Below are 22,241 nucleotides of genomic sequence, written 5' to 3'. Positions count from 1 at the left end.
GCATCCGCAGCCTGGTCGTCGGCGGCTCCTGGCCATCCGTGAGGCGCTTGTTCCCAAACACGCTGGGACCGCAGGCACGCTGGTGCGTAGCGGTAGGCAGATGGCACCTGTTCCCCTGGCGGGGGTCTGGGGGCTTGCCCCCACGCTGCACAACCACACCCATCCCATAGGTAGCGCGGGGAGTGTCCCCGTCGGCAGCGACGCCTCCTCCTCCCTCGTCATCAGCTATCTCCCTCGAGCCGTGATCGTCTCGTCTTCGCCGGCCTTGGTGGTCGGGCTCGGGGCCGTGCGTCGTGAGAACTTTTCGGGATTCGGTTCGGACCTGGCCGGTTCGGGGTATGAGTCGCGGCTACTTGCCCTTGCGGCGCCTGATGAACTCGGCGATTCTGTCGTAGTTGATGGCGATGTAGAGGATCACGATCACGGCAACGGCCATCCGGAAAGGCGTGAAGCCCTGTGCGATGAGGTCGTCTCCTGACATGGTGATGAGGGTAGCGAGGTGTCGGGCTGGCCGTGATGGGTTCGGTGTGAGCGGCGGTGTCTAGCTGTTGACGGGCTAGTGAGCGTCTTGGTCTTCGGGCTGAGGCGCTCTTCTCGTTTTGGCCCAAGGCCGGCGGGACGGGGGTGCGCGTAGGGACCGGCCGCCAGGCCGCATGCCCGGAGCGCGGGGGTCCCTGGCCCGCCGGCGGCGGGCCAGCGCGCGGAGCGCGCCTTGAGTCAGTAGAGAAAGTTCTCACCAGACGCTGGTGTTGAACGGCCCGCCGTCGTCACGGTCCTTCACGGCGGCGGGCCGTGCGTCAGCGGAAGATCGCGATTGGATCCAGCCAGACGGCAGGTCCAGGAATCGTGGCTTCGTTGTCGGAGAGCTCGATACCAAGTTCCTTGCTCGGTACGACGAAGTTACCGAGGGCTTCCTTCATGACTTGAACCTCGATGGGCGTCGGCGCCACATCTTGCATGAGTCGAATGGTCGGGTACTCGTCGCCTTCCGCGATCAGTCGATCAACCTGCGCAACGATCGTGTACTCGCCCCCGAGGCTGCCGAGGCTACCGATGAGCCATTGAGGGTCGATCGGCATCGCGACTTTAGGCCCCGCTTCGCCCAGCGGTGTCGCGATCAAGACAACTTGGTCGCCGTTTCCCTCAAAGAGGGCGTCGAAGCCACGTTCTCCTTCCTTGACAGCTTTAAGTTCCTCCCCCTTGAGGCTCATGGGGTGTCCCTGGGACTTCGCTTTGTCGGCATACCAGCGGTACAGGTGCATCATCGTGTATGCCGGCGCCGGTCGGCACACCGCGCGAAGCTCGATGGTGTGTCCAGACTCCACGCCGTCGAGCGCGTCGGGTCCCCAGCCATTGAAACGGCCAAGTGCCTTCTTCTCGACGAGACCCTGGTACCAGAGTTCGAAGACAGAGAAACGCGTGCGTGTCCTGACCACCTCCTCCTCGAAAGCTGAGGTTGAACGCTTCCCGCCCTCAACCTTGATGCTTGCGTACCCCGCCCCGCCACCGAAGCCGCCCTCACGAGCCGAGTTGATCTTGGCGACCACTTCGTCGATTTGGCCAGCTTCGGCCGCGGACAGGGAGTTGATGACCGTTTCGTCATCTAGGTACACGAACCCCCGGTGGACGGTGTTGTTCTCGGGTTTCTTGTAGATCCCCACAGATATTTCCTTCCTGGTTGACGCCTGCTTGCCCACCGGATGGTGTCGAAGACGGGGAGCGTTGCAGGTGGGTGTCCCGCGTCATGTACCCAAGATTGTGGAACCGCTCCGAGGCGCGATGGCCGGCGTCGGCGTTGTCAAGGGGATTCGATCGGGACGGAGGCGAAGCCGTCTTCCAGAACAGGCGGGCCTTAGGCGTCTGGGCCCGGGCCTGCGCGTCGCGTCGTACAGTCAAAACATGCACTTCGGGCCCAAGCCTCTGCTGCCTGACCCTGGAGCCTTCCCCGACGAGGAGGCTCTGGCTGAGTTCGTACTTACCAAGATGGAAACGTGGTTCCACGTCGACGAGCAGGTGCATGGTCGCTACTGGACCGGCGAGCAGACCCGCATCGACGCGGTCTTGAGGCCCCGGGATCCGGACGGCTGGCATGACGTGAACCCGGCTTTCGCAGTCGAGTTCAAGACTGCGAAGCCTTCCAGCGTTGGTGCTGGCTACGGCTGGGTCGCACAAGCGGTCGCGTATACACACTGTGACTGGGACGGATACGGCGTACTGCCAGTGTTCCTATGTCCATCACCGATTACCAGCATTCTCTCGAGGGCAGACGAGGTCGCTTACTACCGCCAGCGCCAGATCAGTCCGGAACTACTTGAAGCGGAAAGAGAGAAGCTCCGCAGAAAGGGACGCAGGTTCGGTCGCGACTACACCGAGTCACTGGTGGACTCGCAAGCGCTGATCGCACATCGGCAGAGAATCGGCCAGTTGAGCTACGAGGAGTTCACCGCTCGCGCCGATGGCTACGCGAACGCTGCCGCGCGGGAGCGCGAGCATAATCTGCGCGTGGCTGAAGAGCTAACCCACGTCCTCGGGCAACTCAGCGTAGGCGAACTCATGCCGTACAAGCACACCGGTTGGGCACTACGCCGGTCAGGTCGATGGCTCTGGAGCGAGCGCGACGGTCCAGTCAAGGTTCCCTACAGGCTACGTCCACGAATTGGCTCCGAGAGGCGCACGCCCGAAGCTAGTCCGGAGCCTGGCAGTGTTGGGCACTTCGAAGGTTAGGAGGCAACGGGCCGCCGACGTCACCGAGCCTACGGCTGTCCTAGGTCGGACCGCTTCGACGAACGGCTCCTCGCATAATTGCCGGTTTCGGGCAGGACGGAAGCGCTCTGGGCCCCGGCGGCGATGGCAGGGAGCGACCAGAGACCAAGCCCGTCAACGCGTGCATCCTCGAAATGGGGACAGTCGGCGTTTGTTGCCTCCAAGAGCCGCCGCGTCGTAATAAACGACGCACCCAGATCAAGACTGGCTTGTACAACCGCGGACGGTGACGTAGACGATGTGATGGCTACTTTCCCAGCGGCACGGCGGCGCTCGTAGTCGAGCTCGTCAACAGCGATCTTGCGCATGATGTGCTCGGCACTCGGGAGACTCTGCGTCTGTGCCAGTGCCGCCGCGAGCGGAAAGTCCTCGATACGGGAAGCATCGAGCAGCCATACGGTCGAACTGTCGTCTGTCATTGGCACGGGATCCAGTCCCCGCCGCATGTCGACTGATCCTCGATGGCCTATCGCGCTCGCGGCTACGAGCGTTGTCGCTTCCGTCGGATGCCATTCGAGGACATCGCGAAGGGCCTCTACGTCTTCTGGAGTGATGGGGCCAACTCGCTCTGCGTGAAGGCTGGCGAGAATCTGCGTCACTTCGTCAGCGGTGAGTTCCCCATCAACTCCCGGCCCGAGGACTGCGACCTGGACGGGGAGACCGGTCTTGATGCTCGCCGCAAGAGTCAACGAGTCCGCAAGGGGGCTGAGTAACCCGGGCTCGTCGCCACGCGCAACAACATCCCCGCCGACATCCACCACGATCAGGGAATCGGCGTTGAGGGCTTCGGCGAGGTACCGCAACTGATCGGACAGGCCGACTGCACCGCCCGCGAAGTCGTGCACGAATAACCGAGCATCGATATCTCCGGCCAATCTCGGAAGCACGGAGCGGCCGGCGGGAAGCGTGTCGCTGGTTGGCGCGACCTCGGCGCGAGTCCCTGCGATCGAGCGCAGGCCGACGAAGTCGCCTCGTGATCGAGGACCAGGCACTGGATCGATGCGAAGGCGCTCCCAGGCACACGTTGTGACCAGGGCCGGCTGTCCTGGGTCCTGGCCAATCAATCGTCGGATCAGCATCGCTCCGACGGCATCGCCGCCGCCGCCTGCTGCTACCAAGAGAGTCCGCACGGTCTCGATTGTCGCCTGTGAGTGGTCGACGCGCTACCGTTGGCAAGTGGTATTGACCAGTCGGAAGAAGTAGCAATGTCCAGCGAAGCCAGCGGGGCACCGAAGTTCCGCCAGATTGCGGAGCAGATCCGTGCTCGGATCCTAAGTGGTGAGCTGCGCCCGGGGGATGAGATCCCGAGCGAGCGTGCCGTTGCAGCGGAGTACGACGTGTCGCGACCGACGGCGACCAAGTCATTGATGCTGCTTCGTGAGCTCGGTCTGGTGCACTCGGTGCAGGGATCGGGGACCTTCGTGTCCGACCTGGCTGTGAACCGGCGTGCAAGTGAGAGATACACGAAGGCCCGGACTTCTGGACGGATCTATGCCGACGGCACTCGCGCCGAGATCGTGGCCGCCGAGGTGGTCCCCGAGGCCCCGGAGCATGTAGTCAGGGCGCTACAGCTCGACGCGGGAAGCGCCGCCATTCGCCGGCATCGCATCACCTGGGAAGGTGACCGCCGGGCGGAGACCTCGACGTCCTGGTTCAATGCCGAACTGGCGGGCACCGCTCCGCAACTGCTCGTCAGGGAACGGATCTTCTCCGGGACGCTGACGTACGTCGAGACTCAGACCGGCCGACGCGGAACCTATGCCCGCGACCGGACCTGTGCGCGTGCCGCTGGCGTGGATGCCGAGCCCCTCGGTCTGGGGGATGAGTCCGCGCCCGTCCTCGTGGTCGAGCACACGGTCTACGACCAGAGTGACCGCCCGATCGAGTTCGCGGTGGCGGTCTATCCGGCCGACCGCTGGACCTACGAGCAGCGGTACGACCTGAGTTAGTTCGCGCTCGTCTTTGCACGAGTTTCGCCGAAGGCCTTGCATCTCCAAGTGGTATATGCCACTCTGAATCAAAGTGGCATATACCACTTACCAAATTCGATCAGATCCAAGGAGATCAAGTCATGGCGATGCCGAAGAAGATGCAGCTCACGACCGAGCAGGTGTTCCCGAACGGTGCGTTCGTGGTGGGCGAGGTCGAGCCGGTGCGGGACTACGACGCGCCTGCTCCGCCGAAGGGTGTGCTTCGTCCGCAGAAGCGGGACCAGGAGACCGGCCTGATGGTGTGGACGGTTCCGGTGCTGGATGCGGACCCGGAGGCGAAGAAGAACCAGAAGACGGTCAACGTGAAGATCCTCTCCGCGACCCAGCCGGTTCCGCCGGCGAACTCGTCTGGGATGCCGTTCGTTCCGGTCGAGTTCAAGGACCTCGAGGTGGGCTACTACGTGAAGACGGAGGGCGACTTCTCTCGGATCGAGTGGACCTTCATGTCTCGGGGGATGTCCGAGCCTGAGGGTGCCCGTAAGCCTGCTGCCGGTAACGGTGGTGCCTCGTCCTCGAAGCAGGCTGCCTGATGAGGTCGCACGAGCTGGCGTGGGCGGTCGGTCTGCTGGAGTGCGTCCCGCAGGTCGAGGTGACCGAGCTGGAGGCTCTGGACGGTCACGTCGATGTGCAAGGCGTGTCCGTCGCGGTGGTCGATGTCCGGGTCACTGTCGCTGACGCGGCATCGGCCCAAGTCCTGGCGGAGTCGCTGATTCTTCCGGAGTGGCTGTGCCCCGGCGTTGACCTGGTCGTCGAGGACAGGCGTCTGCGGATCTGGCAGGGCTGGGTTCCCGAGGGTTCGCACGAGGTCCCGGTCTCGATCGAGGTCGCGACCTGGGAACCGGCCTCTATGCCCGCGCTCACCTCAGGCTTGCCTGCTTTCGAGGCGGTGTCGGCGTGAGCTTCTTTCTGGTGTGGATCGGTGAGGGAACCGACCCGGCGCATTACTCCCGGGCGATCACTGCCGACACCACGCTGTGCGGCCGGCCGAACTACGGCAGGGCCTGGTCGTGGGACTACCCCGACCTTTCAACCCCGGTGTGCCCGGTCTGTCGCGGCAAGGCGACGGGTCTGTGAGCACACCCCCTATTCGCCCGCTGGCCGTCGTGTTTGGGAAGGCGCGGCGGCTGGCGGGAACCAACCCCAACAACAACGAGCACAACAACGAGAGCAGCACTGAGAGCACTGGAAGGCAATTCTGATGACTGCACGACGCAAAGACCTGGATGCCTGGGCCGAGATCCTCGAGGTCGACAACGACACCGACGCGATGGCGGCGCTGTCCAACTACTACAGCCGGCTGTTGACCGTTGCCGGTGAGCTGAACTGGTTCCAGAAGCGATTCGAGACCACCACGGTCGTAGGTGGCGACGACATCCTTGTCTCCCTCAACGACGCCGCGACCGACACCCTCAACGCGGCCGATGGGCTGCGGATGCTGCGCCGTTCCTTCGAGCGTCACGAGCGGGGCGTCGCGTGATGTGGGGTCGACGCAGGGAGTTCGAGGCCTGGTATGACGCTCTGGGCGTGCGCGGTGACGAAGAGGTGGCCGTGGCCGTGCACGAAATCGCCGTTCGTGTCTCGAGCCTCGATTACGAGCTTGGCTATGCCACGAAGACCCTCCCGGAAGTTGGGATGGTCGCCGGCAAGCTGCGCAGCGATCTCTTCACCGCGGGCTGCGCCCTCGATCGCGTCGTCATCGAGCTGAACCGGGTCCAGCGGGTCTTTCAGCACCAGGAAGGCGGTGCGTTGTGATGCGTACCGGTGACTACGAGCTCGACCTGTGGGCCGATGCTCTCGGGGCCGAGTCCGATGACGAGGCACGCTCCGTGCTTCGCCGGTTGGGAAGCCGATTCGTGATCCTCGAGGAGGACCTGCAAGAGCTTCTCGATCTGATCCCTGCTGGCGGGATCGAAGCCAACCGAGGCGACGACATCGTCACCTGCCTGTCCCGGGCCAGCGCTGATGTCGAAGAGGCAGGCACACACCTCGACGACATCGCTAGAGCATTCGAGCGACACGAGCGAGGCGCATAACCATGGGCGACTGGATCAGCCGACTCCTGCGAGGCGCGACGCTCAAACTCTTCAAGGCCACCGTTCTCGTGGTCTGGTTCCTCTTCACTCATCCGGGCCTGTTCCTCCCGACCGCTGTCCTGGGCTGTGCCACTGCCGGAGTGCTCGAGGCCGCGTCCCGGATGGGCTGGCTCCTGGTCGCCGGCCTCGCCCTCGGGACCCTCCTCGGCCTGGCGGGGTTGCTGGCGGCCTGGTGGAGGTTCGCCCCCTCGACGTTCGCCCGGTTCGCCGGCCCGACCGGTCGCAGCACAGCGCGGATCGTCCGCAACTGGATCGGGCGCTGGTTCCGCTACGGGATCCTGTGGGGGTTCTGGATGCGGCGCTGTGGCCTGACCAAGAACGACCGTGTCTCCGGCCGAGTGCTGGCCCCGCGGCTGGTCAAGGTCCGTTCCACGCCGGCTATGGACCGTCTCCTGGTGCGTCTGCCGGCAGGGATGGCTCCGAGTGCGCTCGAGGGCTGTGGCGACGCCCTGGCCAACGCGATGCGGGCTTCCGAGGCACGGGTTCGTAAGCACAAGCCGGGGATGTGCTGGCTCGAGCTGGAGAAGCGCAACCCTCTCGCGAAGACGATCGGTGCGATCCCGGTCCCGACTGGTGGCGGTGCCCTCGACGTAGCCCGGCTCGATGGGCTCCACATCGGCTACACCGACCACCTCGAGCCCTGGCGGCTCAAGATCCGCGGTAACCATCTCTTCGTCGCCGGGGAGTCCGGTTCCGGAAAGGGATCGGTCATCTGGTCGATGCTGCGCTCCCTCGCGCCGCTGATCACGACGGGTCTGGTGCAGGTGTGGGCTATCGATCCCAAGGGCGGGATGGAACTCGAGTTCGGCAAGGACATGTTCAAGCGCTACGAACGCGACAACTACGAAGCCATGGCCCAACTGTTCGAGGACGCCGTCGGGGTGATGGATGACCGCACCATCGACCTGCGTGGCGTGGCCCGATCGTTCACCGTCTCCCCGGAGACACCGCTGGTGATCCTCCTGGTCGACGAACTCGCCGATGTGACCGAGCTGAACGAAGACCGCCAGATCCAGAACCGGATCGAGAACGCCATGGGCCGCCTCCTGACCAAGGGCCGTGCTCCCGGGTTCGCGGTGGTCGCCTGCACCCAGATCGTCACCAAAGACGTCGTCCGCTGGCGTGACCTGTTCACCATCCGCATCGCGCTGCGCCTGAAGACGTTCGGGCAGGTCGACATGTCCCTGGGCGAGGGAGCTCACGACGCCGGCGCCTACTGCGAAGCGATCCCCGAAGACCTCCAAGGCATCGGCTACGTCCGCCTCGAGGGTCGCTCCGAGCCCGTCCGCGTCCGAGCCGGCTACGTCACCGACGAGGAGATCCAAGACATGAACGACGCCTACCCGGCTGGCGGGCGCACTCTCGTGCCTACCGGCCGACGTGACCACCACGACGACACGACCACCCTCGAACCCGACACGGCCACTACGAGCAACCGTATCGGCCTGGCCGAGACCGACCTGGTCCCTGCCGTGGCGCGGACGAAGAACACCCGCCCTGGCGACAACCGGCCTCCTCGAGGTCCCTCCTCGCCGAACGGGGCACCTCGGACCCGGAAGCCGCGTAAGCCCCGCAACCGCCGTGACTCCCTCGAGGTCGTGGCCGGTGAGGTCGTCGGCTCCTCGGACTCCACTGATGTGGAGGTGCTGTCGTGAATACGCCGGCCTGGATGGCTCACGCCGCATGCACCACTCGTAAGGCTCGAGGGTTGCCGTGGATCACCGACGAAGCGGGAGCCCCCACGGTCCTGGTCGAGATCATGAAAGAGACCTGCGCCGGCTGCCCGGTCCGCCTCGCCTGCGCCGCCTATGCCCGTCAGTCCAAAGCCTCTGGTGGCTGGTGGGCCGGGATCGACCGTGCCGAAGAGCCGATCGATCTCCTCGATCTGATCGACATCATCGGGGGTGCAGCATGACGCTCCCGGTCGACTGCCCCGAATACCTCTCCTGTGGCCATCACTGGACCAAGTGCGCCCCCGGCTGCCCTGGCTGGGCCGGCATCGAAATCGACCTGCCGTGGTGGGACGACCTCGAGGATGAGCTGATCAGCCGTGGGTTGATCGCTCGCGGCCTGATGACGACCCCGACCTCGCGTACTGCCGCTCGTGCAGGGAACTCGCTGGGCGGTGCCGTGTGACCCTTCTGGCTGATGCTCCGGGCATCCACAGTGACGCATCCTCCTCGACCTGGGACGGCGCTGGTTCGTCGTTTCCTGGGCACGGGGAGGATGCGCCGCTGGATCTGTCCGGCCTGACCACCGCCGGCTTGAAGGCGGCTACTGCTCGAATCCTGGATAAGTCCTTCGGTGACTTCGCTGAGACTGCGGCCGCGGTCAAGAACTGCGCCCACCCGGTCCGGCTCATCGGACGCTCCGAGACCTACGAACTCAACCCCGCAACCGGCGAGGTCGGTGGGCTGCTGTCCTCGTTCAGCTCCGACGACGCACCCCTGGGGATGCTGTACCGGGCCTGCGGGAACCGGCGTGCGGATGTGTGCCCGGCCTGCTCGAGGACCTATGCGCGCGACACGTTCGCGATGATCAACGCCGGCCTGGTCGGTGGGAAGACGGTCCCTGAGAACGTCTCGGAGAATCCGCTGCTGTTCGCAACGTTTACCGCACCGTCCTTCGGGCATGTCCACGGATTCCGTAGCGGGAAGGCATGCCGGCCACGTGCTCGTCGCAAGGGCGAACGCTGCTCACATGGCCGCCCCACCTCGTGCCACCAGCGCCACGACCAGGACGACCCGGCCAACGGTGCACCCCTGTGCGAGGACTGCTACGACTGGCAATCGGCCGTCATCTGGCAATACTGCCTGCCCGAGCTGTGGCGCTACACCACCCAAACGCTGCGCCGTGCCCTCGCCCGACGCCTCCACGTCCCGGACTCGCGCCTGGGCAAGAAAGCCTCGCTGCAGTTCGTCAAGGTCGCCGAATACCAAGCCCGCGGCCTGGTCCACTTCCACGCCCTCATCCGCCTCGACGGCCCCGACGGCCCCGGATCTCCTGCGCCCCTGGACGGTGGCGACCTGGCCCAGATCCTCCAAGCCGCTGCCGCTGAGACCTACCTCGACGCTCAGCCGGCCTTCGACGGTGATCCCTCGAGGCGGCTGCGGTGGGGCAAACAGCTCGACATCCGAGTCGTGCGCGATGGTGACCGCCTCGAGGACCCCGACAGCGATCTCACCCCTGGGCAGGTAGCCGGCTATCTCGCGAAGTACGCCACCAAGGACGCCAGCTCCGTACGAGCTGACACGCCACGGCCGCATCTTGATCGGCTGATCGAGGAGTGCCACGAGCTGGCCGGCTCCGCTGCTGTCCTCTATGGCTACGGATCTGATGAGAAGGGCAAGCCGCTCAACCCGTACCACTTCCTGGGCAAGTGGGCCCACATGCTCGGGTTCCGCGGCCACTTCTCCACCAAGTCGCGCCGCTACTCGATCACCCTGGGTCGGCTACGTCGCGCCAGGTCTCGCTATCAAGCGCTGGTCGCTGCCTCGCACGCCGATGAGGAAGCCCGGCGGCAGTTGCTTGACCTTGGCCAGCTCGAGGCACAGCTCCTGGCCGATGAGGAGGAAACCACCCTCGTGATCGGTGATTGGGCCTACCAAGGAACTGGCTGGGACAACCCCGGAGACGAAGCCCTCGCTCTCGCGGCTGCTGCTCGAGCTCGTGAGTACGACCAGTGGAAAGCGCAGACCAGGAACACCAACCGATGAGAGGGACAGACGATGGCTGAGATCAAGGCAGTTGATCCTTTGTGGTCAGTGCATGACTTGAGCGACTACCTGGGGATTCCGGTGCACACGTTGTATGCCTGGCGTAGTGCTGGGACGGGTCCTCCGGGGCGTCGTCTGGGTAAGCGTCTGCGCTATCGGCCTGAGGACGTGCGGGCCTGGGTGGAGTCGCTTCCGACTGAGGTTGTGGCATGAAGCCGCTCGGGTTGGGGGAGCACGGTCAGGTCACGCATGGCAAAGAGCGGGGCAAGAACTATGCCTACGTTCTCGTGCGTCTCTGGTCGGGGAAGACTCGACAGGTCAAGCGCTCTGGGGCGACGAAGGCCGAAGCTTCACGACGGGTCATGGCTGCCGTGGAGGAGTTGCTGGCACAGGGTTCGTCTGCTGGGCTCACGAAGGCTGCGAGGTTCAGTGCTGCTTATGAGGGCTGGTTGGCTTCGTTCACGGCCCTGGTTGAGTCGGGTAAACGTGCTGAGTCGTCCCTGGCCCTTTACACGGGGGAGGGGGAACGTCTGGTGCTTCCTCGGCTCGGTGATCTTCGCCTGGGTGAGATCAATACGCCCGTGGTTGAGCGGTTCATCCAAGGGGTGCATGCCGACAAGGGGGCGGCCACGGCGAAGGTGTGTAAGACGCTGGTCTCCAACGTCTGTTCCTGGGCGGTCCGACAGGGTGGGATGACGGCCAATCCGGTTCGTGAGTTGACCCCGATCGAGGCGCAGCCCAAACGGCAACCCCGCGCTCTCGAGGGTGACGAGATCCACGCTTGGCTTGTTGCGCTCGACGAGAGTGACTACGCCCGACGTCATGATCTGCCGGATCTGGCGCGCTTCATGCTTGCTACTGGTGTCCGGATTGGTGAAGCGCTCGGGGTGACTTGGGCAGATGTGGATCTGTCGGCGGGCGTGGTGAAGTTCGAGCGGACTGTCTACCGGGTCAAGGGCAAGGGGATGGTGGCTCGCAAGGTGAAGTCGGCGGCCTCAGAGCGTCCGTTGAAGTTGCCGACGTGGGCGGTCTCGCTGCTCAAGGAGCGTCGTTCGAAGTTGCGGGCCTTCGATGGTCCTGTGTTCCCGAACGCGCGTGGCGGGTGGCGTGATCGCAACCTGGTGCAGCGTTCGATCCGTGAGGTTCGCGGGAGTGACTTCGAGTGGCTCTCGACGCACACCTACCGTAAGACGGTGGCCACGTTGCTCGATGAGAGCGGGATGACTGCGCGCCAGATCGCGGACCAGCTTGGGCACTCGCGGGTGTCGATGACGCAGGACAAGTACCTGGGGCGTGGGGCCGCTAACGTCGGGAACCTGCGAGCGCTGGAGGCATCCAATCCTGACCGAGACGCGAGTGCTGGTGACCCCGAAGAGGGCCAGGGCGACCAGGGCGAGGAGACGGGCTCGTGAACCGCATTCCTTACGCAATTCCTTACGCATCGGCTTTCAAGGGCCTGAAATGCACTCAGCTCCTGCCCGCTAGTGCAGGTCAGGAGCCTTGTTTGGTACGCCATGTAGGACTTGAACCTACAACCCGCTGATTAAGAGTCAGCTGCTCTGCCAATTGAGCTAATGGCGCATGTCGTTTTCGCGCGTCTGGCGCGCTCGGCGACGAGAAGAACAGTAGCAGCGGGCGAGGATGCGTCCCAAATCGGAGGGCCTCGCCCGTAGCGGGTCAGCGGAGCTCGAGGATCGCCTGGGCGGCGTTGTGGCCGCCGAGGCCGGAGACGGCGCCGCCGCGGCGGGCGCCGGAGCCGCACAGGAGCACGCTGCCGATGTCGGTGGCGACGCCCCAGCGGGCGGCCGGAGTGCTCAGGTCGGCGTCGTCGGGGGCCCAGGGCCAGGCGAGGTCGCCGTGGAAGATGTGGCCGCCGGGCATGGCCAGATCGGCCTCGATCTCCTGCGGGATCTTGGCCTCGATGCACGCGTTGCCCGCGGGGTCATGGGCGACTACGGAGGCGATCGGGTCGACCAGGTGCTGGTCGAGCGAGGCGATCGCGCGCTCGAGGGCCAGTGCCTTGCGTTCCTCGCGGGTCGCCGGGTCGTCGAAGAGGGAGGCCGGGGCGTGGAGGCCGAAGTAGGTGAGCGTCTGGGTGCCGGCCGGCACGTCGCCCAGGATCGACGGATCGGTCAGGGAGTGGCAGTAGACCTCGCCCGGCATCTCGGTCGGCACCGAGCCCGCGGCCGCCTCGGCGTACGCCTTCTCGATCTGCGAGTAGGACTCGCCGAGGTGGAGGGTGCCGGCGAAGGCGACCTTCGGGTCTTCGCCCGAGCGCAGGCGGGGGAGCCGGTCGAGGAGCATGTTGATCTTGAGCTGGGCGCCCTGGGGCTTGGTTGCGGGGTCGGGGGTGCGGCCGAGGAGGCCGTCGAGCACGAAGGGGGCCAGGCCGGAGAGCACGTGGCCGGCGGCGACGGTGTGCTCGCCGTCGGCATCGGTCCAGGTGACCTCGGCGCCCTCCCCGCTCGCGCCGCCGCGGATCGAGGTGACGCGGGCGCTGGTGAGGATCTCCGCCCCGCCGGCCCGGGCGGCCTTGGTGATCGCGCCGGTGACCGCACCCATCCCGCCGACCGGCACCCGCCACTCGCCGGTGCCGTTGCCGATCAGGTGGTAGAGGAAGCAGCGGTTCTGGATCAGGCTCGGGTCGCCGAGGCCGGCGAAGGTGCCGATCAGGGCGTCGGTGGCCACCACGCCCCGGACGAGGTCGTCGCTGAACCGGCGCTCGATCGCCTCGCCCAGCGGGCGCTCGACGAGATCGCGCCAGATCCGGCTCTCGGCACCGAGTCGGGCCTTGAGCGCGCTGCCGGTGGGCAGCGGGTCGGTGAGGGTGGGGGCGACGACCGCGGCCAAGGTGGCGACCTCGGCGTAGAACGACTGCCACGCGGCGTACTCGTCATCCGATCCGGTCGCCGCGCGGAAGCTCGCCGCGGTGGCCTCGCCCTCCGGGGTCTCCACGAGGAGGCCGGTGGGGTCGGTGCCGTCGAGGAAGGGCGAGTACGACGCGGTCTGCCGCGAGCCGAGCTCGATGTCGAGGCCGAGGTCGGTGCGGATCTGCTCGGGGAGCAGGGAGACCAGGTAGGAGTAGCGCGAGAGCCGGGTCGGGAAGCCCTCGAACGCCTGGGCGGAGATCGCCGCGCCGCCGACGTGGTCGAGCCGCTCGAGCACCAGGACGGAGAGGCCGGCCCTGCTCAGATAGGCCGCAGCGGTGAGGCCGTTGTGCCCGCCGCCGGCCACCACTACGTCGTACGTCTTCGTCGCCATGGCCGCATCGTGCCAGACCAGCGCGACTCCGACGCCGGTTGTCGGTGGTCCCTGGCAGGATCTGGGGGCATGGCTGAGCGTCCCGATGTTCCCGCGGCGATGGTGGCGCGTCTGCGGGAGGTCCTGGGCGCGTTCCCGAAGTGCCTCGAGGACGATGCCTGGGTGGGAGTGCGCTGGCGGGTGGGGCAGGCGACGGTCGCGCACGTCTTCGGCGGCGAGGACCAGCTCTTCCGCATCATGTTCCGGGCCGAGCCCGACGAAGTGGTCGCCTTCGAGCACCTCGGCCATCCCTACTTCAAGGCGGGTTGGGGCGGCAACGTCGTCGGGATGATCCTCGACGACGCCACCGACTGGGCCGAGGTCGGCGAGCTGTTGACCGATTCCTACTGCATCCAGGCGCCGCAGAAGCTGGCCGCCCTCGTCGATCGCCCCGCCACCGAGACGACGTAGGGACGACGTAGGATCCGGCGCGTGCACATCGAGCAGGTCAAGAAGTACGTCATCTCGTCGCTGCTCTGCTCCGTCGTGCTCCTGCACTCCTTGGCCATGGCGGCGCTCGGTGCGACCGGTGCCGACAAGGGTGGCGCCCGCGAGGGACTTTTTGTGATCTCGGTGCTGCTCGGCGTGGTCGCGGTGGCCGGCGTACGCCTCATCAACAAGCTTTCGCTGGTCACACCCTGGTTTCTCGCGGCGCCCGTGATCCCCGTGCTCGTCTACTACTTCGTGCTCTGGAGGTAGCCCGTCAGGGTATTGCCCCGATTGGGACTTTAGACCCTAGGCTCCCCGCTGGGACTACGGCATGTTGCCATGGTAAATCTATTGCAACAGGTTCCAACTTATCGGGAACAAATTTCATATTAGGAGTGCGTGTGCGTCGTATGGCCATGCTGATCCTCGGGGGAGCCGTCGCGGCGGCCGGGGTCGGTTGCGGTTCAGGCAATTCCATCGACTCGGGTTTCTACACCAACAAGCATGGTGAGAACTCCGCGATGGAGGAGAAGGTGATCACCGTCGACAGCACCGAGCGGCTCAAGGAGAACCAGCAGCTCGGGCTGACCGGTGAGGCGACCATCATGGGCAAGAAGCCCGGGACCTTGCTGAGGGTGATCGTGCACGACGTCTTCGAGACGGCGTTCACGGACGGCCGGACGACCCCGCCGGGGTCGCGGGTGATGGCCGTCGAGATCCAGGTCGTCAACGCGGGGACGCGAGTCTTCAACGACACCCCGGCATCGGGCGCGACCGTGATCGATGCGAAGGGCAAGGCCTACAAGAGCGAGCCCAGCACCGTGACGGTCGACGGTGGCGAGGTGTTCCCGAACCCGTTCGGTCTGCAGCCCAGGGACCAGCGCACGGCACTGGTGCCGTTCGTCGTCCCCGCAGGGGCCAACATCAAGCAGGTCGGGTTCAGGATCGACAAGGGCGGCGAGTCCGGCCTGTGGCGGGTGCCTTAGACCGCCGCCGTCGGGTGGCCGTGACGATGCGGCCACCCGAACGGGTTTAACCAACCTTCAGGCAACCTTCTGGCAGCATCAGGCGTCATACCGTCAAAGTAATGAGACGATATGCCATCTCGGGCGTGATGCTGCGAGGTCAACTGGAGGTGTGGTGCGGGTCCGGGTGCTTGGCGCCGTCGAGCTGATCTCTGACGACGGCGTCGCCCAGAGATTGTCGCGTACGCGACGGACCCTGCTTGCCCTCTTGACCTCTGCGCGTGGGGCGCCGGTCTCCTCCGACCTGCTGGTCGAGGAGCTCTGGCGAGGCTCGACGCCGGCCACGGGGGTGAACCTGCTTCACCAGCGGGTCCGCGATCTGCGCCGAGCTCTCGGCGCCGACCGCGATCGCCTGCAGCGGCGGGCGAACGGCTACGCGCTGGTGGGTGCCGACGTCGACCAGACCCGTTTCGAGGAGCTGGTCGACCAGGGCCGCGCCGCCGCCGAGGCGATGGATCACGAGCGGGCGAGCACGCTCTTCGACGCGGCGCTGAGCCTGTGGGGTGGCGAGGCCTATGCGGGCGTCGGTGAGTCGCACGTGATCGCGACCGAGGCGGCACGGCTCGAGGAGCTGCGGCTGGTCGCAGTCGAGGCGCGGGCCGACGCCGACCTGGCGCTCGGCCGTCAGACCGCTGTGGTCGGCGATCTGACACCTGTCGTGGAGGCCAACCCGCTCCGGGAGGGCCTGTGGCTCCAGCTGATGACGGCGCTGTGGCACTCCGGCCGCACGGCGGAGTCCCTCGACGCCTACCAGCGACTCTTCCGGCTGCTGCGTGACGATCTCGGGGTCTCGCCGTCGAAGGACGTGCGCGAGCTGCATCTGAGCATCCTGGAGGATGGCGACCCCGAGCCGGCCTCGTCGCGCTCGCTCGAGCACGCGGTGCCGCGTCAGCTTCCGCCGGTGGCCGGCGCCTTCGCCGGTCGCGAGGAGCATCTGGCGAGGCTCGACGAGGTGCTCGCCGAGAACGAGGGCCGGGCGGTGGTGATCTCCGCGATCGCCGGCACCGCCGGCATCGGCAAGACGACGCTCGCGCTCTACTGGGCGCACCGGATGGCCCACCGGTTCCCCGACGGGCAGGTGTTCGTGAACCTGCGCGGCTTCGACCCCGGCGACGCGCTCGACCCCCTGGACGCACTCGGGGTGGTGCTCGAGTCGTTCGGCGTGGAGCGCTCGCGCCAGCCCCAGGACATCGACGGTCGGGCCGGCCTGCTGCGCAGCACACTGGCCGGCAGACGCGTGCTGCTGGTGCTCGACAACGCGCGCGACAGCGAGCAGGTGCGCAGCCTGCTCCCTGGCAGCCCGGGGTGCGCAACCGTGGTGACCAGCAGAAACAGGCTCCCGGGCCTCGTCGTGGAGGCCGGGGCGAAGCCGATGGAGCTCGGCCTGCTCGACCGGGGCGAGGCGTACGCGCTGCTGGCGGGACGCCTCGGCGAGGACCGGCTCCGGGCCGAGCCGGAGGCGGCGGGGCGGATCATCGATCTGTGCGCTTCGCTGCCGCTGACGCTGTCGGTCGTGGCGGCTCGGGCGGCGACGCGGCCGGCCTACGCCCTCGCCGACCTGGCCGAGGAGCTCAGTGGGTCGCGCCTGGATGGCTTCGGTGGTGGACGTGGTGATCTACGGGCGACGTTCTCCTGGTCGGTGCGCCAGCTCGAGGAGCCGGCGGCCCGGCTCTTCCGGCTGATCGGTCTCCATCCCGGGCCGACGCTCACCGTGCTGGCCGCGGCCAGCCTGGCCGCGACGTCTCGAGCGCGAGCCCGCCGCATGCTCGACGAGCTGACCGAGGCCAACCTGCTCTCCGAGTGCGCGCCGGGCAGGTTCACGCTGCACGACCTGCTGCGGGAGTACGCCGCCGACCTCGCCGTGGGCGAGGCCGACGAGGTGCGCCGGGCTGCCGAGCTGCGCATGATCGACCACTACGTCTTCAGCGCCCGTGCCGTGCACAGCGCCTACGACCCGCACCAGAACCACCTCGACGCCCCGGAGCCGGTGCTGGCCGGCGTCACCGTCGAGGCCGTCGACGACAGCAGCCAGGCGCTGGCCTGGATCGGCTCCCAGCTGCCGGTGATGTCGCGGGTGATCGAGACCGCCTCGGCCCGAGACATCGCTCCCGACCGGATCGTGCTGCTCGTCGGCGCCCTCGAGCGCCTCCTCGACCTGCAGGGGCGCTGGATCGAGCTGGCCGAGCTGGCCGAAGCGGCACTGCCCGGCGTACGCCGCCGGGCCGACGAGAGCGGCGACCCGACCGGTCTCGGGGTCGTGCACCGCGCGGCCGGTGCGGCCTGTGGGCGGCTGGGCCGGTTCGACGATGCTCGCGTGCACCTCGATCGGGCGCTCGAGCTCGCGACCCTGTCGGAGGACCTGATGGCCGAGGGAAAGAGCCTGCACCGGCTCGCCTCGGTGGCGACGGCCTCGGGCGACCACGCCGGGGCGGCTGCGTACGCTGCCCGGGCGGCGGCGGTCTTCGCCCGCGCCGGCGACCCCATCCGCGCGGCCTGGACCACCGGCCGCCTGGGTCTGTACGAGGCTCTCGACGGCGATCACGAGGCCGGGCTCCGTCACTGCGAGAAAGCGCTGGCGGAGCTGCGCGAGGTGGCGCCCGGTTATCGCAGCGAGGGCAACGTGATCGCCACCATCGGCTGGATCCATCAGCAGCTCGGTGACATCGACGAGGCTGCCGGTCAGTTCGAGGAGGCGGTGACCAAGCTGCGTGCTGCCGGTGACCTGCCCGGTCTGGCCGATGCGCTCGGACATCTCGCCGAGGCACGCGATCACCTGGGCAAGGACGAGGACGCCCGCTGCGCGAGGGCCGAGAGCGTCTCGATCCTCGCGCAGCTCGGCTGAGAGCTCTACGCCGTGGGCAGCTGGTAGCCGGAGTATTCGTCGCGCAGGGTCTTCTTGGAGAACTTGCCGACCGAGGTCTTGGGCACCTCGTCGATGAAGACGACGTCGTCGGGCACCTGCCACTTGCCGAGGTTGTCGGCGAGATAGGTGAGCAGCTCCTCGTTGGTGATCGACTCACCGTCCTTGACCACCGCGAACGCCAGCGGCCGCTCGCCCCACTTCGGGTGGGCCACCGCGATGACCGCCGCCTCGGCGACCGAGGGGTGGCCCATGATGAGGTTCTCGATCGCGACCGTGGAGATCCACTCGCCACCGGACTTCACCAGGTCCTTGGTGCGGTCGACGATGCGTACGTAGCCCAGCGGGTCGATCGCGGCGATGTCACCGGTGCGCAGCCAGCCGTCGGGGGAGAAGCTGTCGGACTCGACCTTGTAGTAGGCCGACGCGATCCACGGGCCGCGGCACTCGAGCTCGCCGGTGGTCTCGCCGTCCCACGGCATCTCGTCGGTGGTGCCGGGCTCGACGATGCGGAGCTCGACGCCGACCGCGGGGATGCCGGGCGACGTACGGTATTCGGCGAGCTCCTCCTCGGGCAGGTCGGCGATCTCGGCGCGCGGCGCGAAGACGGAGCCGAGGGGAGACATCTCGGTCATTCCCCAGGCCTGGGTGATCGGCACGCCGATGGCTTCGCGCCAGGCCTCGGAGAGCGACTTCGGCACCGCCGATCCGCCGCAGACCACGACGCGCAGCGAGCTGAGGTCGGCGTCGGCGAGGAGAGGCACCATCGCCATCCAGATCGTGGGTACGCCGGCGGCGACAGTCACCTCCTCCGCCTGCATCACGTCGATGAGGCCGGTGGGTGAGAGATCCGGGCCGGGCAGGATCAGGTTGGCGCCGGCCAGCAGCGAGGAGTGGGCGAAACCCCACCCGTTGGCGTGGAAGAACGGCACGACCGGAAGCACCCGGTCGCGGTCGTTGGTGCCGAACAGGCTCCCGGACAACGAGGCGAGCGCGTGCAGGTACTGGGAGCGGTGGCTGTAGACGACGCCCTTCGGGTTGCCGGTGGTGCCGGAGGTGTAGCAGATCCCGGCGGCGGAGCGTTCGTCGGTGACCCGGCCGTCGATGACCCCGTCGTCGGCGTCGGCCATCAGCTCCTCGTAGGAGACGACCCGGGGGTCGTCAGGCAGCGGGGTCGGTGCCCCGTCGTCCATCACGATCACGTGCTTGAGCGTCGTCAGCTGGGGGAGGAGCGGGGCGAGCAGGCCGAGCAGAGACCGGTCGACGAAGACCGCCTCGTCCTCGGCGTGGTTGAAGGTGTAGACCAGCTGGTCGGGGAAGTAGCGGATGTTGCCGGTGTGCAGCACCCTGCCGGTGCAGGGGACCGAGTAGTAGAGCGCGAGGTGGCGCAGGGTGTTCCACGCGAAGCTCGCGATCCGGCCGTCGGCGGAGATGCCGAGCTTGTCGATCACTCCCGCCTGCCGGCGCACCTCGTCGGCGAGGCCCTTGAAGGTGCTGCGCTCGAGACCGGTGGCGGTCTTGGTCACGATCTCCCTGGTGGGAAAGACGCGCTCCGCGCGCCGGATGATCGTGTCGATGGTCAACGGTGCGTCCTGGATGAGTCCCTGCATGCTGCACATCCTGACCGAATGTGTCGTGAGTCACAACAGATTCGCCGAGTCGGCTCGTCCTGACGTGATTTCCCGTCGAGTCGGCTCGTTATAACGAGCCGACTCGACGAGGGGTGGGTTCAGACGACGGCGTCGGAGGTGGGGAGGGCGAGCGCGGGGGTGGAGGCTGCGCGCGGCCAGACGTCGGCGAGGATCTCGACACCGCGGCGCACGAGCTCGGGCCGGGGAGTGATCGCCAGGCGCAGATGCCGCTCGTAGGCACCGTCGACGCCGAACCGTGGCCCGGCGGTGACCAGCAGCCCGTGCGGTCGGGCCGCGAGGGTGAGCTGGGAGCTGACCGGGGCCGGCAGGCCGACCCAGGCGGAGAGCCCGCCGTCGATACGAGGCGGCAGCTCCCAGTCGGGGAGGTGCTCGTGCATCGCGTGGTAGAGCGCGGCGCGGCCCGCCGCGAGCTGTCCGGCGCGCTCCTCGAGGATCTCGGGAAGGTGGCGGAACAGGGTGGCGGTCACCAGCTGCTCCCAGATCGGGGTGCCGAGATCGGTCGCCGAGCGGCCGCTGGCGATCTGGGTCAGCAGCACCGGGTCGGCGCGGATCCAGCCCACCCGCAGCCCGCCCCACAGCATCTTGCTCGCCGAACCGATGTGGACGACCCGCGCGCCGTGCTCACCGGCCATCGTCGCGAGCGGCGGGAAGGTGTGGGGGCGGTCGATGTTGAGCTCGGCCGTGGTGTCGTCGACCACCACGAGCGTGTCGACCTTCGCGGCCGCACGCAGCAGACGGAGCCGGTCCTCGGCCGGCATCGACCGAGACGTGGGGTTGTGGAAGTCGGGCATGACGTACGACATCACCGGGGTGGTGCGGGCGATGGCCGCCTCCATTGCCGACATGTCCCAGCCGCCGTCGGTGGTGACCGGGCTCGTGACGATCCGCGCGCCCGCCAGGCTCAGCGCGTCGTACGCATTGGGGTAGGAGGGGCTCTCGGCGTAGGCGCGGTCGCCACGGCTGATCACGGTGCGGGCGAGCAGCGCGATCGCGCTCTGGCCGCCGGTGGTCACCATGATCTGGTCGGGGTCGGTCTCGAGCCCGCGGGCGGTGTAGCGCTCGGCGATCGCGCCCCGCAGCTCCTCGATCCCCCAGAGCGTGTAGCCGGGGCCGCTCATGTGCTCGCCCAGCCGGCGGGTCGCCTCGTGGGCGGCCTCGGGGAGGCGCCGGGTGGCCGGCAGGGTGGCTCTGACCAGGTCGATCTCGCCGCCTTCGGTGAACGAGTCGGGCGCGGTGGGCGGCAGCTTCGTCGTCGTGCCCGACCCCTGCACGCTGAGCGCGTAACCGTGCTCGCGCAACCGCCGGTAGGCCGCGGTGATCGTGGTGCGGCTCAGCGTCAGCCGTTCGGAGAGCTCGCGCTCGGAGGGGAGACGTACGTCGGCGGAGAGCCGGCCGTCGATCAGCAGCAGCTGGATCCGTTCGGCGAGGTTCTCGTAGGCAGGGCCGTCGCCCTGCCACTGGCCGAGCAGTCCGGCGAGCGCGGTGGCTCCAATTCTTCCGCGAGGCATGGGTCCACCTTAGGCTGATTGGCTCCTTTACCGTTGATTGGACCCGTGATTGGCTCTGTAACGTGAAGGATCTCTCTGTAAAGTCCCTGGCCTGGTTGATAACTGGACTGTTCCTCTACGGCATGGCCGTCGCCATGCTCGTGCGAGCCTCGCTCGGTCTGGCTCCCTGGAACACCCTGGCGTCGGGGCTCGTGGAGATCACCGGGATCTCGTTCGGCATGGTGACCAACCTGGTCGGGCTGGTCGTGCTGCTCGCCTGGATCCCGCTGCGCCAGCGGCCGGGCGTCGGCACGGTGCTCAACGTGCTGCTCGTCGGCACCTCGGCGGAGATCGGGCTGCGGGTGCTCCCGCACCCGAGCGACCTCGCGGCGCAGGTGGCGCTCTTCGTCGCGGGCCTGCTCCTGCTGGCTGCCGCGACCGGCATCTACATCGCGCCGGGGCTCGGCCCCGGGCCGCGCGACGGACTGATGACCGGCCTGCACGAGCGCACCGGCGCCCCGGTCTGGGTCTGCCGAGCCGGTGTCGAGATCACCGTGCTCGCCGTCGGGTGGCTGCTCGGCGGGCTCGTCGGTGTCGGCACGGTCGCCGAGGCGCTGCTGATTGGCCCGATGGTCCACCGCACGCTGCCGTTCTTCAGGCGTCTGTACGCCGGGCCGATGCCTGCGACGGCGGCGGCGCCGTCGACGCCCTCCGCCCCGTGAGCGTGCTCGCGCGTGCGAAACGCGCGCTGCGCAGATGATTTAACCCACACAAAAATTGTTGCGCCCCCGACAGGATTCGAACCTGTGACCGTCGGATTAGAAGGCCGATGCTCTATCCAGCTGAGCTACGGAGGCATGGCCCGTGTGAGCCCCCTCGGAGAGGAGGTTTACGCAGGCCGCGCCCGATCTTACCGGTGGGCGTA

Annotated in this window: 25 protein-coding genes and 2 tRNA genes; 19 read left to right on the top strand and 8 right to left on the bottom strand. The window is 67.3% G+C overall.

Going from position 1 to position 22,241, the window contains the following annotated elements; translation table 11 throughout:
• Positions 1–349: 349 nt before the first annotated feature.
• Both FB381_RS24480 and FB381_RS19905 read right to left on the bottom strand, forming a co-directional pair.
• Complete coding sequence (locus tag FB381_RS24480; RefSeq protein WP_281285060.1) at positions 350–481, bottom strand: hypothetical protein; 132 nt, start codon at positions 479–481, stop codon at positions 350–352.
• 316 nt (positions 482–797) lie between these two features.
• A complete protein-coding gene (locus tag FB381_RS19905; protein ID WP_141781884.1) occupies positions 798–1,661 on the bottom strand; it encodes a DUF6414 family protein in 864 nt (287 codons plus the stop codon).
• Between the two features lie 238 nt (positions 1,662–1,899).
• Between FB381_RS19905 and FB381_RS19900 the strand changes: the two genes are divergently transcribed.
• On the top strand, positions 1,900–2,724 hold the full coding sequence (locus FB381_RS19900; RefSeq protein ID WP_141781883.1) for a hypothetical protein: 825 nt from the start codon (positions 1,900–1,902) through the stop codon (positions 2,722–2,724).
• A 29-nt stretch (positions 2,725–2,753) separates the two neighbouring features.
• Here FB381_RS19900 and FB381_RS19895 read toward each other — a convergent pair whose 3' ends face one another.
• Entirely contained in the window at positions 2,754–3,893 is a 1,140-nt protein-coding gene (locus FB381_RS19895; protein WP_141781882.1) for a DUF1152 domain-containing protein, read from the bottom strand.
• 75 nt (positions 3,894–3,968) lie between these two features.
• Between FB381_RS19895 and FB381_RS19890 the strand changes: the two genes are divergently transcribed.
• From FB381_RS19890 to FB381_RS19830, 13 genes are all read left to right on the top strand, one after another.
• Positions 3,969–4,712, top strand: coding sequence for a GntR family transcriptional regulator (locus FB381_RS19890; protein ID WP_141781881.1), 744 nt, complete (start codon positions 3,969–3,971; stop codon positions 4,710–4,712).
• Between the two features lie 122 nt (positions 4,713–4,834).
• On the top strand, positions 4,835–5,284 hold the full coding sequence (locus tag FB381_RS19885; protein ID WP_141781880.1) for a plasmid replication, integration and excision activator: 450 nt from the start codon (positions 4,835–4,837) through the stop codon (positions 5,282–5,284).
• Positions 5,284–5,652 carry a hypothetical protein gene (locus tag FB381_RS19880; protein WP_141781879.1) on the top strand — a complete coding sequence of 123 codons (369 nt, stop codon included), beginning with the start codon at positions 5,284–5,286 and terminating at the stop codon, positions 5,650–5,652. Before FB381_RS19885 ends, FB381_RS19880 begins: the two co-directional genes overlap by 1 nt.
• Positions 5,649–5,828, top strand: a complete 180-nt coding sequence (locus FB381_RS19875; RefSeq protein ID WP_141781878.1) for a hypothetical protein — start codon at positions 5,649–5,651, stop codon at positions 5,826–5,828. Before FB381_RS19880 ends, FB381_RS19875 begins: the two co-directional genes overlap by 4 nt.
• Positions 5,829–5,952: 124 nt before the next feature.
• Positions 5,953–6,231 (top strand): hypothetical protein, encoded by a 279-nt coding sequence (locus tag FB381_RS19870; protein WP_141781877.1) that lies wholly within the window; start codon positions 5,953–5,955, stop codon positions 6,229–6,231.
• A gap of 47 nt (positions 6,232–6,278) precedes the next feature.
• Entirely contained in the window at positions 6,279–6,506 is a 228-nt protein-coding gene (locus tag FB381_RS19865) for a hypothetical protein (RefSeq protein ID WP_141781876.1), read from the top strand.
• Positions 6,506–6,787, top strand: coding sequence for a hypothetical protein (locus FB381_RS19860; protein WP_141781875.1), 282 nt, complete (start codon positions 6,506–6,508; stop codon positions 6,785–6,787). Before FB381_RS19865 ends, FB381_RS19860 begins: the two co-directional genes overlap by 1 nt.
• Positions 6,788–6,789: 2 nt before the next feature.
• Complete coding sequence (locus FB381_RS19855; protein WP_141781874.1) at positions 6,790–8,502, top strand: FtsK/SpoIIIE domain-containing protein; 1,713 nt, start codon at positions 6,790–6,792, stop codon at positions 8,500–8,502.
• A 14-nt stretch (positions 8,503–8,516) separates the two neighbouring features.
• A complete protein-coding gene (locus FB381_RS19850) occupies positions 8,517–8,762 on the top strand; it encodes a WhiB family transcriptional regulator (RefSeq protein WP_281285080.1) in 246 nt (81 codons plus the stop codon).
• Entirely contained in the window at positions 8,759–8,983 is a 225-nt protein-coding gene (locus FB381_RS19845) for a hypothetical protein (protein WP_141781872.1), read from the top strand. Before FB381_RS19850 ends, FB381_RS19845 begins: the two co-directional genes overlap by 4 nt.
• Positions 8,980–10,563: a replication initiator gene (locus FB381_RS19840; RefSeq protein WP_141781871.1), complete on the top strand. Its 1,584-nt coding sequence runs from the start codon at positions 8,980–8,982 to the stop codon at positions 10,561–10,563. Before FB381_RS19845 ends, FB381_RS19840 begins: the two co-directional genes overlap by 4 nt.
• A gap of 12 nt (positions 10,564–10,575) precedes the next feature.
• A complete protein-coding gene (locus FB381_RS19835) occupies positions 10,576–10,776 on the top strand; it encodes a helix-turn-helix transcriptional regulator (RefSeq protein WP_141781870.1) in 201 nt (66 codons plus the stop codon).
• Positions 10,773–11,975 carry a tyrosine-type recombinase/integrase gene (locus FB381_RS19830; RefSeq protein WP_246088218.1) on the top strand — a complete coding sequence of 401 codons (1,203 nt, stop codon included), beginning with the start codon at positions 10,773–10,775 and terminating at the stop codon, positions 11,973–11,975. Before FB381_RS19835 ends, FB381_RS19830 begins: the two co-directional genes overlap by 4 nt.
• A 93-nt stretch (positions 11,976–12,068) precedes the next feature.
• Here FB381_RS19830 and FB381_RS19825 read toward each other — a convergent pair.
• Positions 12,069–12,144: transfer RNA gene (locus FB381_RS19825), tRNA-Lys, on the bottom strand.
• Positions 12,145–12,240: 96 nt separating this feature from the next.
• Positions 12,241–13,824, bottom strand: a complete 1,584-nt coding sequence (locus tag FB381_RS19820) for a phytoene desaturase family protein (RefSeq protein WP_141781869.1) — start codon at positions 13,822–13,824, stop codon at positions 12,241–12,243.
• Positions 13,825–13,893: 69 nt separating this feature from the next.
• On the opposite strand from FB381_RS19820, the gene FB381_RS19815 reads away from it, so the two are divergent.
• The 4 genes from FB381_RS19815 (at position 13,894) to FB381_RS19805 (ending at position 18,159) form a co-directional block, all read left to right on the top strand.
• Positions 13,894–14,274 (top strand): MmcQ/YjbR family DNA-binding protein, encoded by a 381-nt coding sequence (locus FB381_RS19815; protein WP_141781868.1) that lies wholly within the window; start codon positions 13,894–13,896, stop codon positions 14,272–14,274.
• Between the two features lie 21 nt (positions 14,275–14,295).
• Entirely contained in the window at positions 14,296–14,562 is a 267-nt protein-coding gene (locus tag FB381_RS19810; protein WP_141781867.1) for a transcriptional regulator, read from the top strand.
• Positions 14,563–14,693: 131 nt separating this feature from the next.
• Positions 14,694–15,278, top strand: coding sequence for a hypothetical protein (locus tag FB381_RS23975; protein WP_170225242.1), 585 nt, complete (start codon positions 14,694–14,696; stop codon positions 15,276–15,278).
• A gap of 151 nt (positions 15,279–15,429) precedes the next feature.
• Complete coding sequence (locus FB381_RS19805; RefSeq protein WP_342778433.1) at positions 15,430–18,159, top strand: AfsR/SARP family transcriptional regulator; 2,730 nt, start codon at positions 15,430–15,432, stop codon at positions 18,157–18,159.
• A 5-nt stretch (positions 18,160–18,164) separates the two neighbouring features.
• Here FB381_RS19805 and FB381_RS19800 read toward each other — a convergent pair whose 3' ends face one another.
• A complete protein-coding gene (locus FB381_RS19800) occupies positions 18,165–19,787 on the bottom strand; it encodes a long-chain fatty acid--CoA ligase (protein ID WP_141781865.1) in 1,623 nt (540 codons plus the stop codon).
• A gap of 119 nt (positions 19,788–19,906) precedes the next feature.
• Positions 19,907–21,337 (bottom strand): MocR-like transcription factor YczR, encoded by a 1,431-nt coding sequence (gene yczR, locus FB381_RS19795; RefSeq protein ID WP_141781864.1) that lies wholly within the window; start codon positions 21,335–21,337, stop codon positions 19,907–19,909.
• Positions 21,338–21,399: 62 nt separating this feature from the next.
• Here yczR and yczE point away from each other — a divergent pair, with 62 nt between their 5' ends.
• A complete protein-coding gene (gene yczE / locus FB381_RS19790; protein ID WP_246088217.1) occupies positions 21,400–22,038 on the top strand; it encodes a membrane protein YczE in 639 nt (212 codons plus the stop codon).
• A gap of 61 nt (positions 22,039–22,099) precedes the next feature.
• On the opposite strand, the gene FB381_RS19785 is transcribed toward yczE, so the two are convergent.
• Positions 22,100–22,173, bottom strand: a tRNA-Arg gene (locus FB381_RS19785).
• Positions 22,174–22,241: the final 68 nt, after the last annotated feature.

It is taken from the genome of Nocardioides albertanoniae, from assembly GCF_006716315.1.
In the GTDB taxonomy this organism is placed as follows: Bacteria; Actinomycetota; Actinomycetes; order Propionibacteriales; family Nocardioidaceae; genus Nocardioides; species Nocardioides albertanoniae.
Note: the sequence above shows the minus strand (reverse complement) of the source record. Positions and strands in the feature narration are given on the sequence as shown.

Bases quoted from the DNA above. Each gene is read 5' to 3' on its own strand.
- FB381_RS24480 (WP_281285060.1), bottom strand. From the start codon at position 481: ATGTCAGGAGACGACCTCATCGCACAGGGCTTCACGCCTTTCCGGATG.
- FB381_RS19900 (WP_141781883.1), top strand. From the start codon at position 1,900: ATGCACTTCGGGCCCAAGCCTCTGCTGCCTGACCCTGGAGCCTTCCCC.
- FB381_RS19890 (WP_141781881.1), top strand. From the start codon at position 3,969: ATGTCCAGCGAAGCCAGCGGGGCACCGAAGTTCCGCCAGATTGCGGAG.
- FB381_RS19885 (WP_141781880.1), top strand. From the start codon at position 4,835: ATGGCGATGCCGAAGAAGATGCAGCTCACGACCGAGCAGGTGTTCCCG.
- FB381_RS19880 (WP_141781879.1), top strand. From the start codon at position 5,284: ATGAGGTCGCACGAGCTGGCGTGGGCGGTCGGTCTGCTGGAGTGCGTC.
- FB381_RS19870 (WP_141781877.1), top strand. From the start codon at position 5,953: ATGACTGCACGACGCAAAGACCTGGATGCCTGGGCCGAGATCCTCGAG.
- FB381_RS19860 (WP_141781875.1), top strand. From the start codon at position 6,506: ATGCGTACCGGTGACTACGAGCTCGACCTGTGGGCCGATGCTCTCGGG.
- FB381_RS19855 (WP_141781874.1), top strand. From the start codon at position 6,790: ATGGGCGACTGGATCAGCCGACTCCTGCGAGGCGCGACGCTCAAACTC.
- FB381_RS19850 (WP_281285080.1), top strand. From the start codon at position 8,517: ATGGCTCACGCCGCATGCACCACTCGTAAGGCTCGAGGGTTGCCGTGG.
- FB381_RS19845 (WP_141781872.1), top strand. From the start codon at position 8,759: ATGACGCTCCCGGTCGACTGCCCCGAATACCTCTCCTGTGGCCATCAC.
- FB381_RS19835 (WP_141781870.1), top strand. From the start codon at position 10,576: ATGGCTGAGATCAAGGCAGTTGATCCTTTGTGGTCAGTGCATGACTTG.
- FB381_RS19830 (WP_246088218.1), top strand. From the start codon at position 10,773: ATGAAGCCGCTCGGGTTGGGGGAGCACGGTCAGGTCACGCATGGCAAA.
- FB381_RS19820 (WP_141781869.1), bottom strand. From the start codon at position 13,824: ATGGCGACGAAGACGTACGACGTAGTGGTGGCCGGCGGCGGGCACAAC.
- FB381_RS19815 (WP_141781868.1), top strand. From the start codon at position 13,894: ATGGCTGAGCGTCCCGATGTTCCCGCGGCGATGGTGGCGCGTCTGCGG.
- FB381_RS19800 (WP_141781865.1), bottom strand. From the start codon at position 19,787: ATGCAGGGACTCATCCAGGACGCACCGTTGACCATCGACACGATCATC.
- yczR (WP_141781864.1), bottom strand. From the start codon at position 21,337: ATGCCTCGCGGAAGAATTGGAGCCACCGCGCTCGCCGGACTGCTCGGC.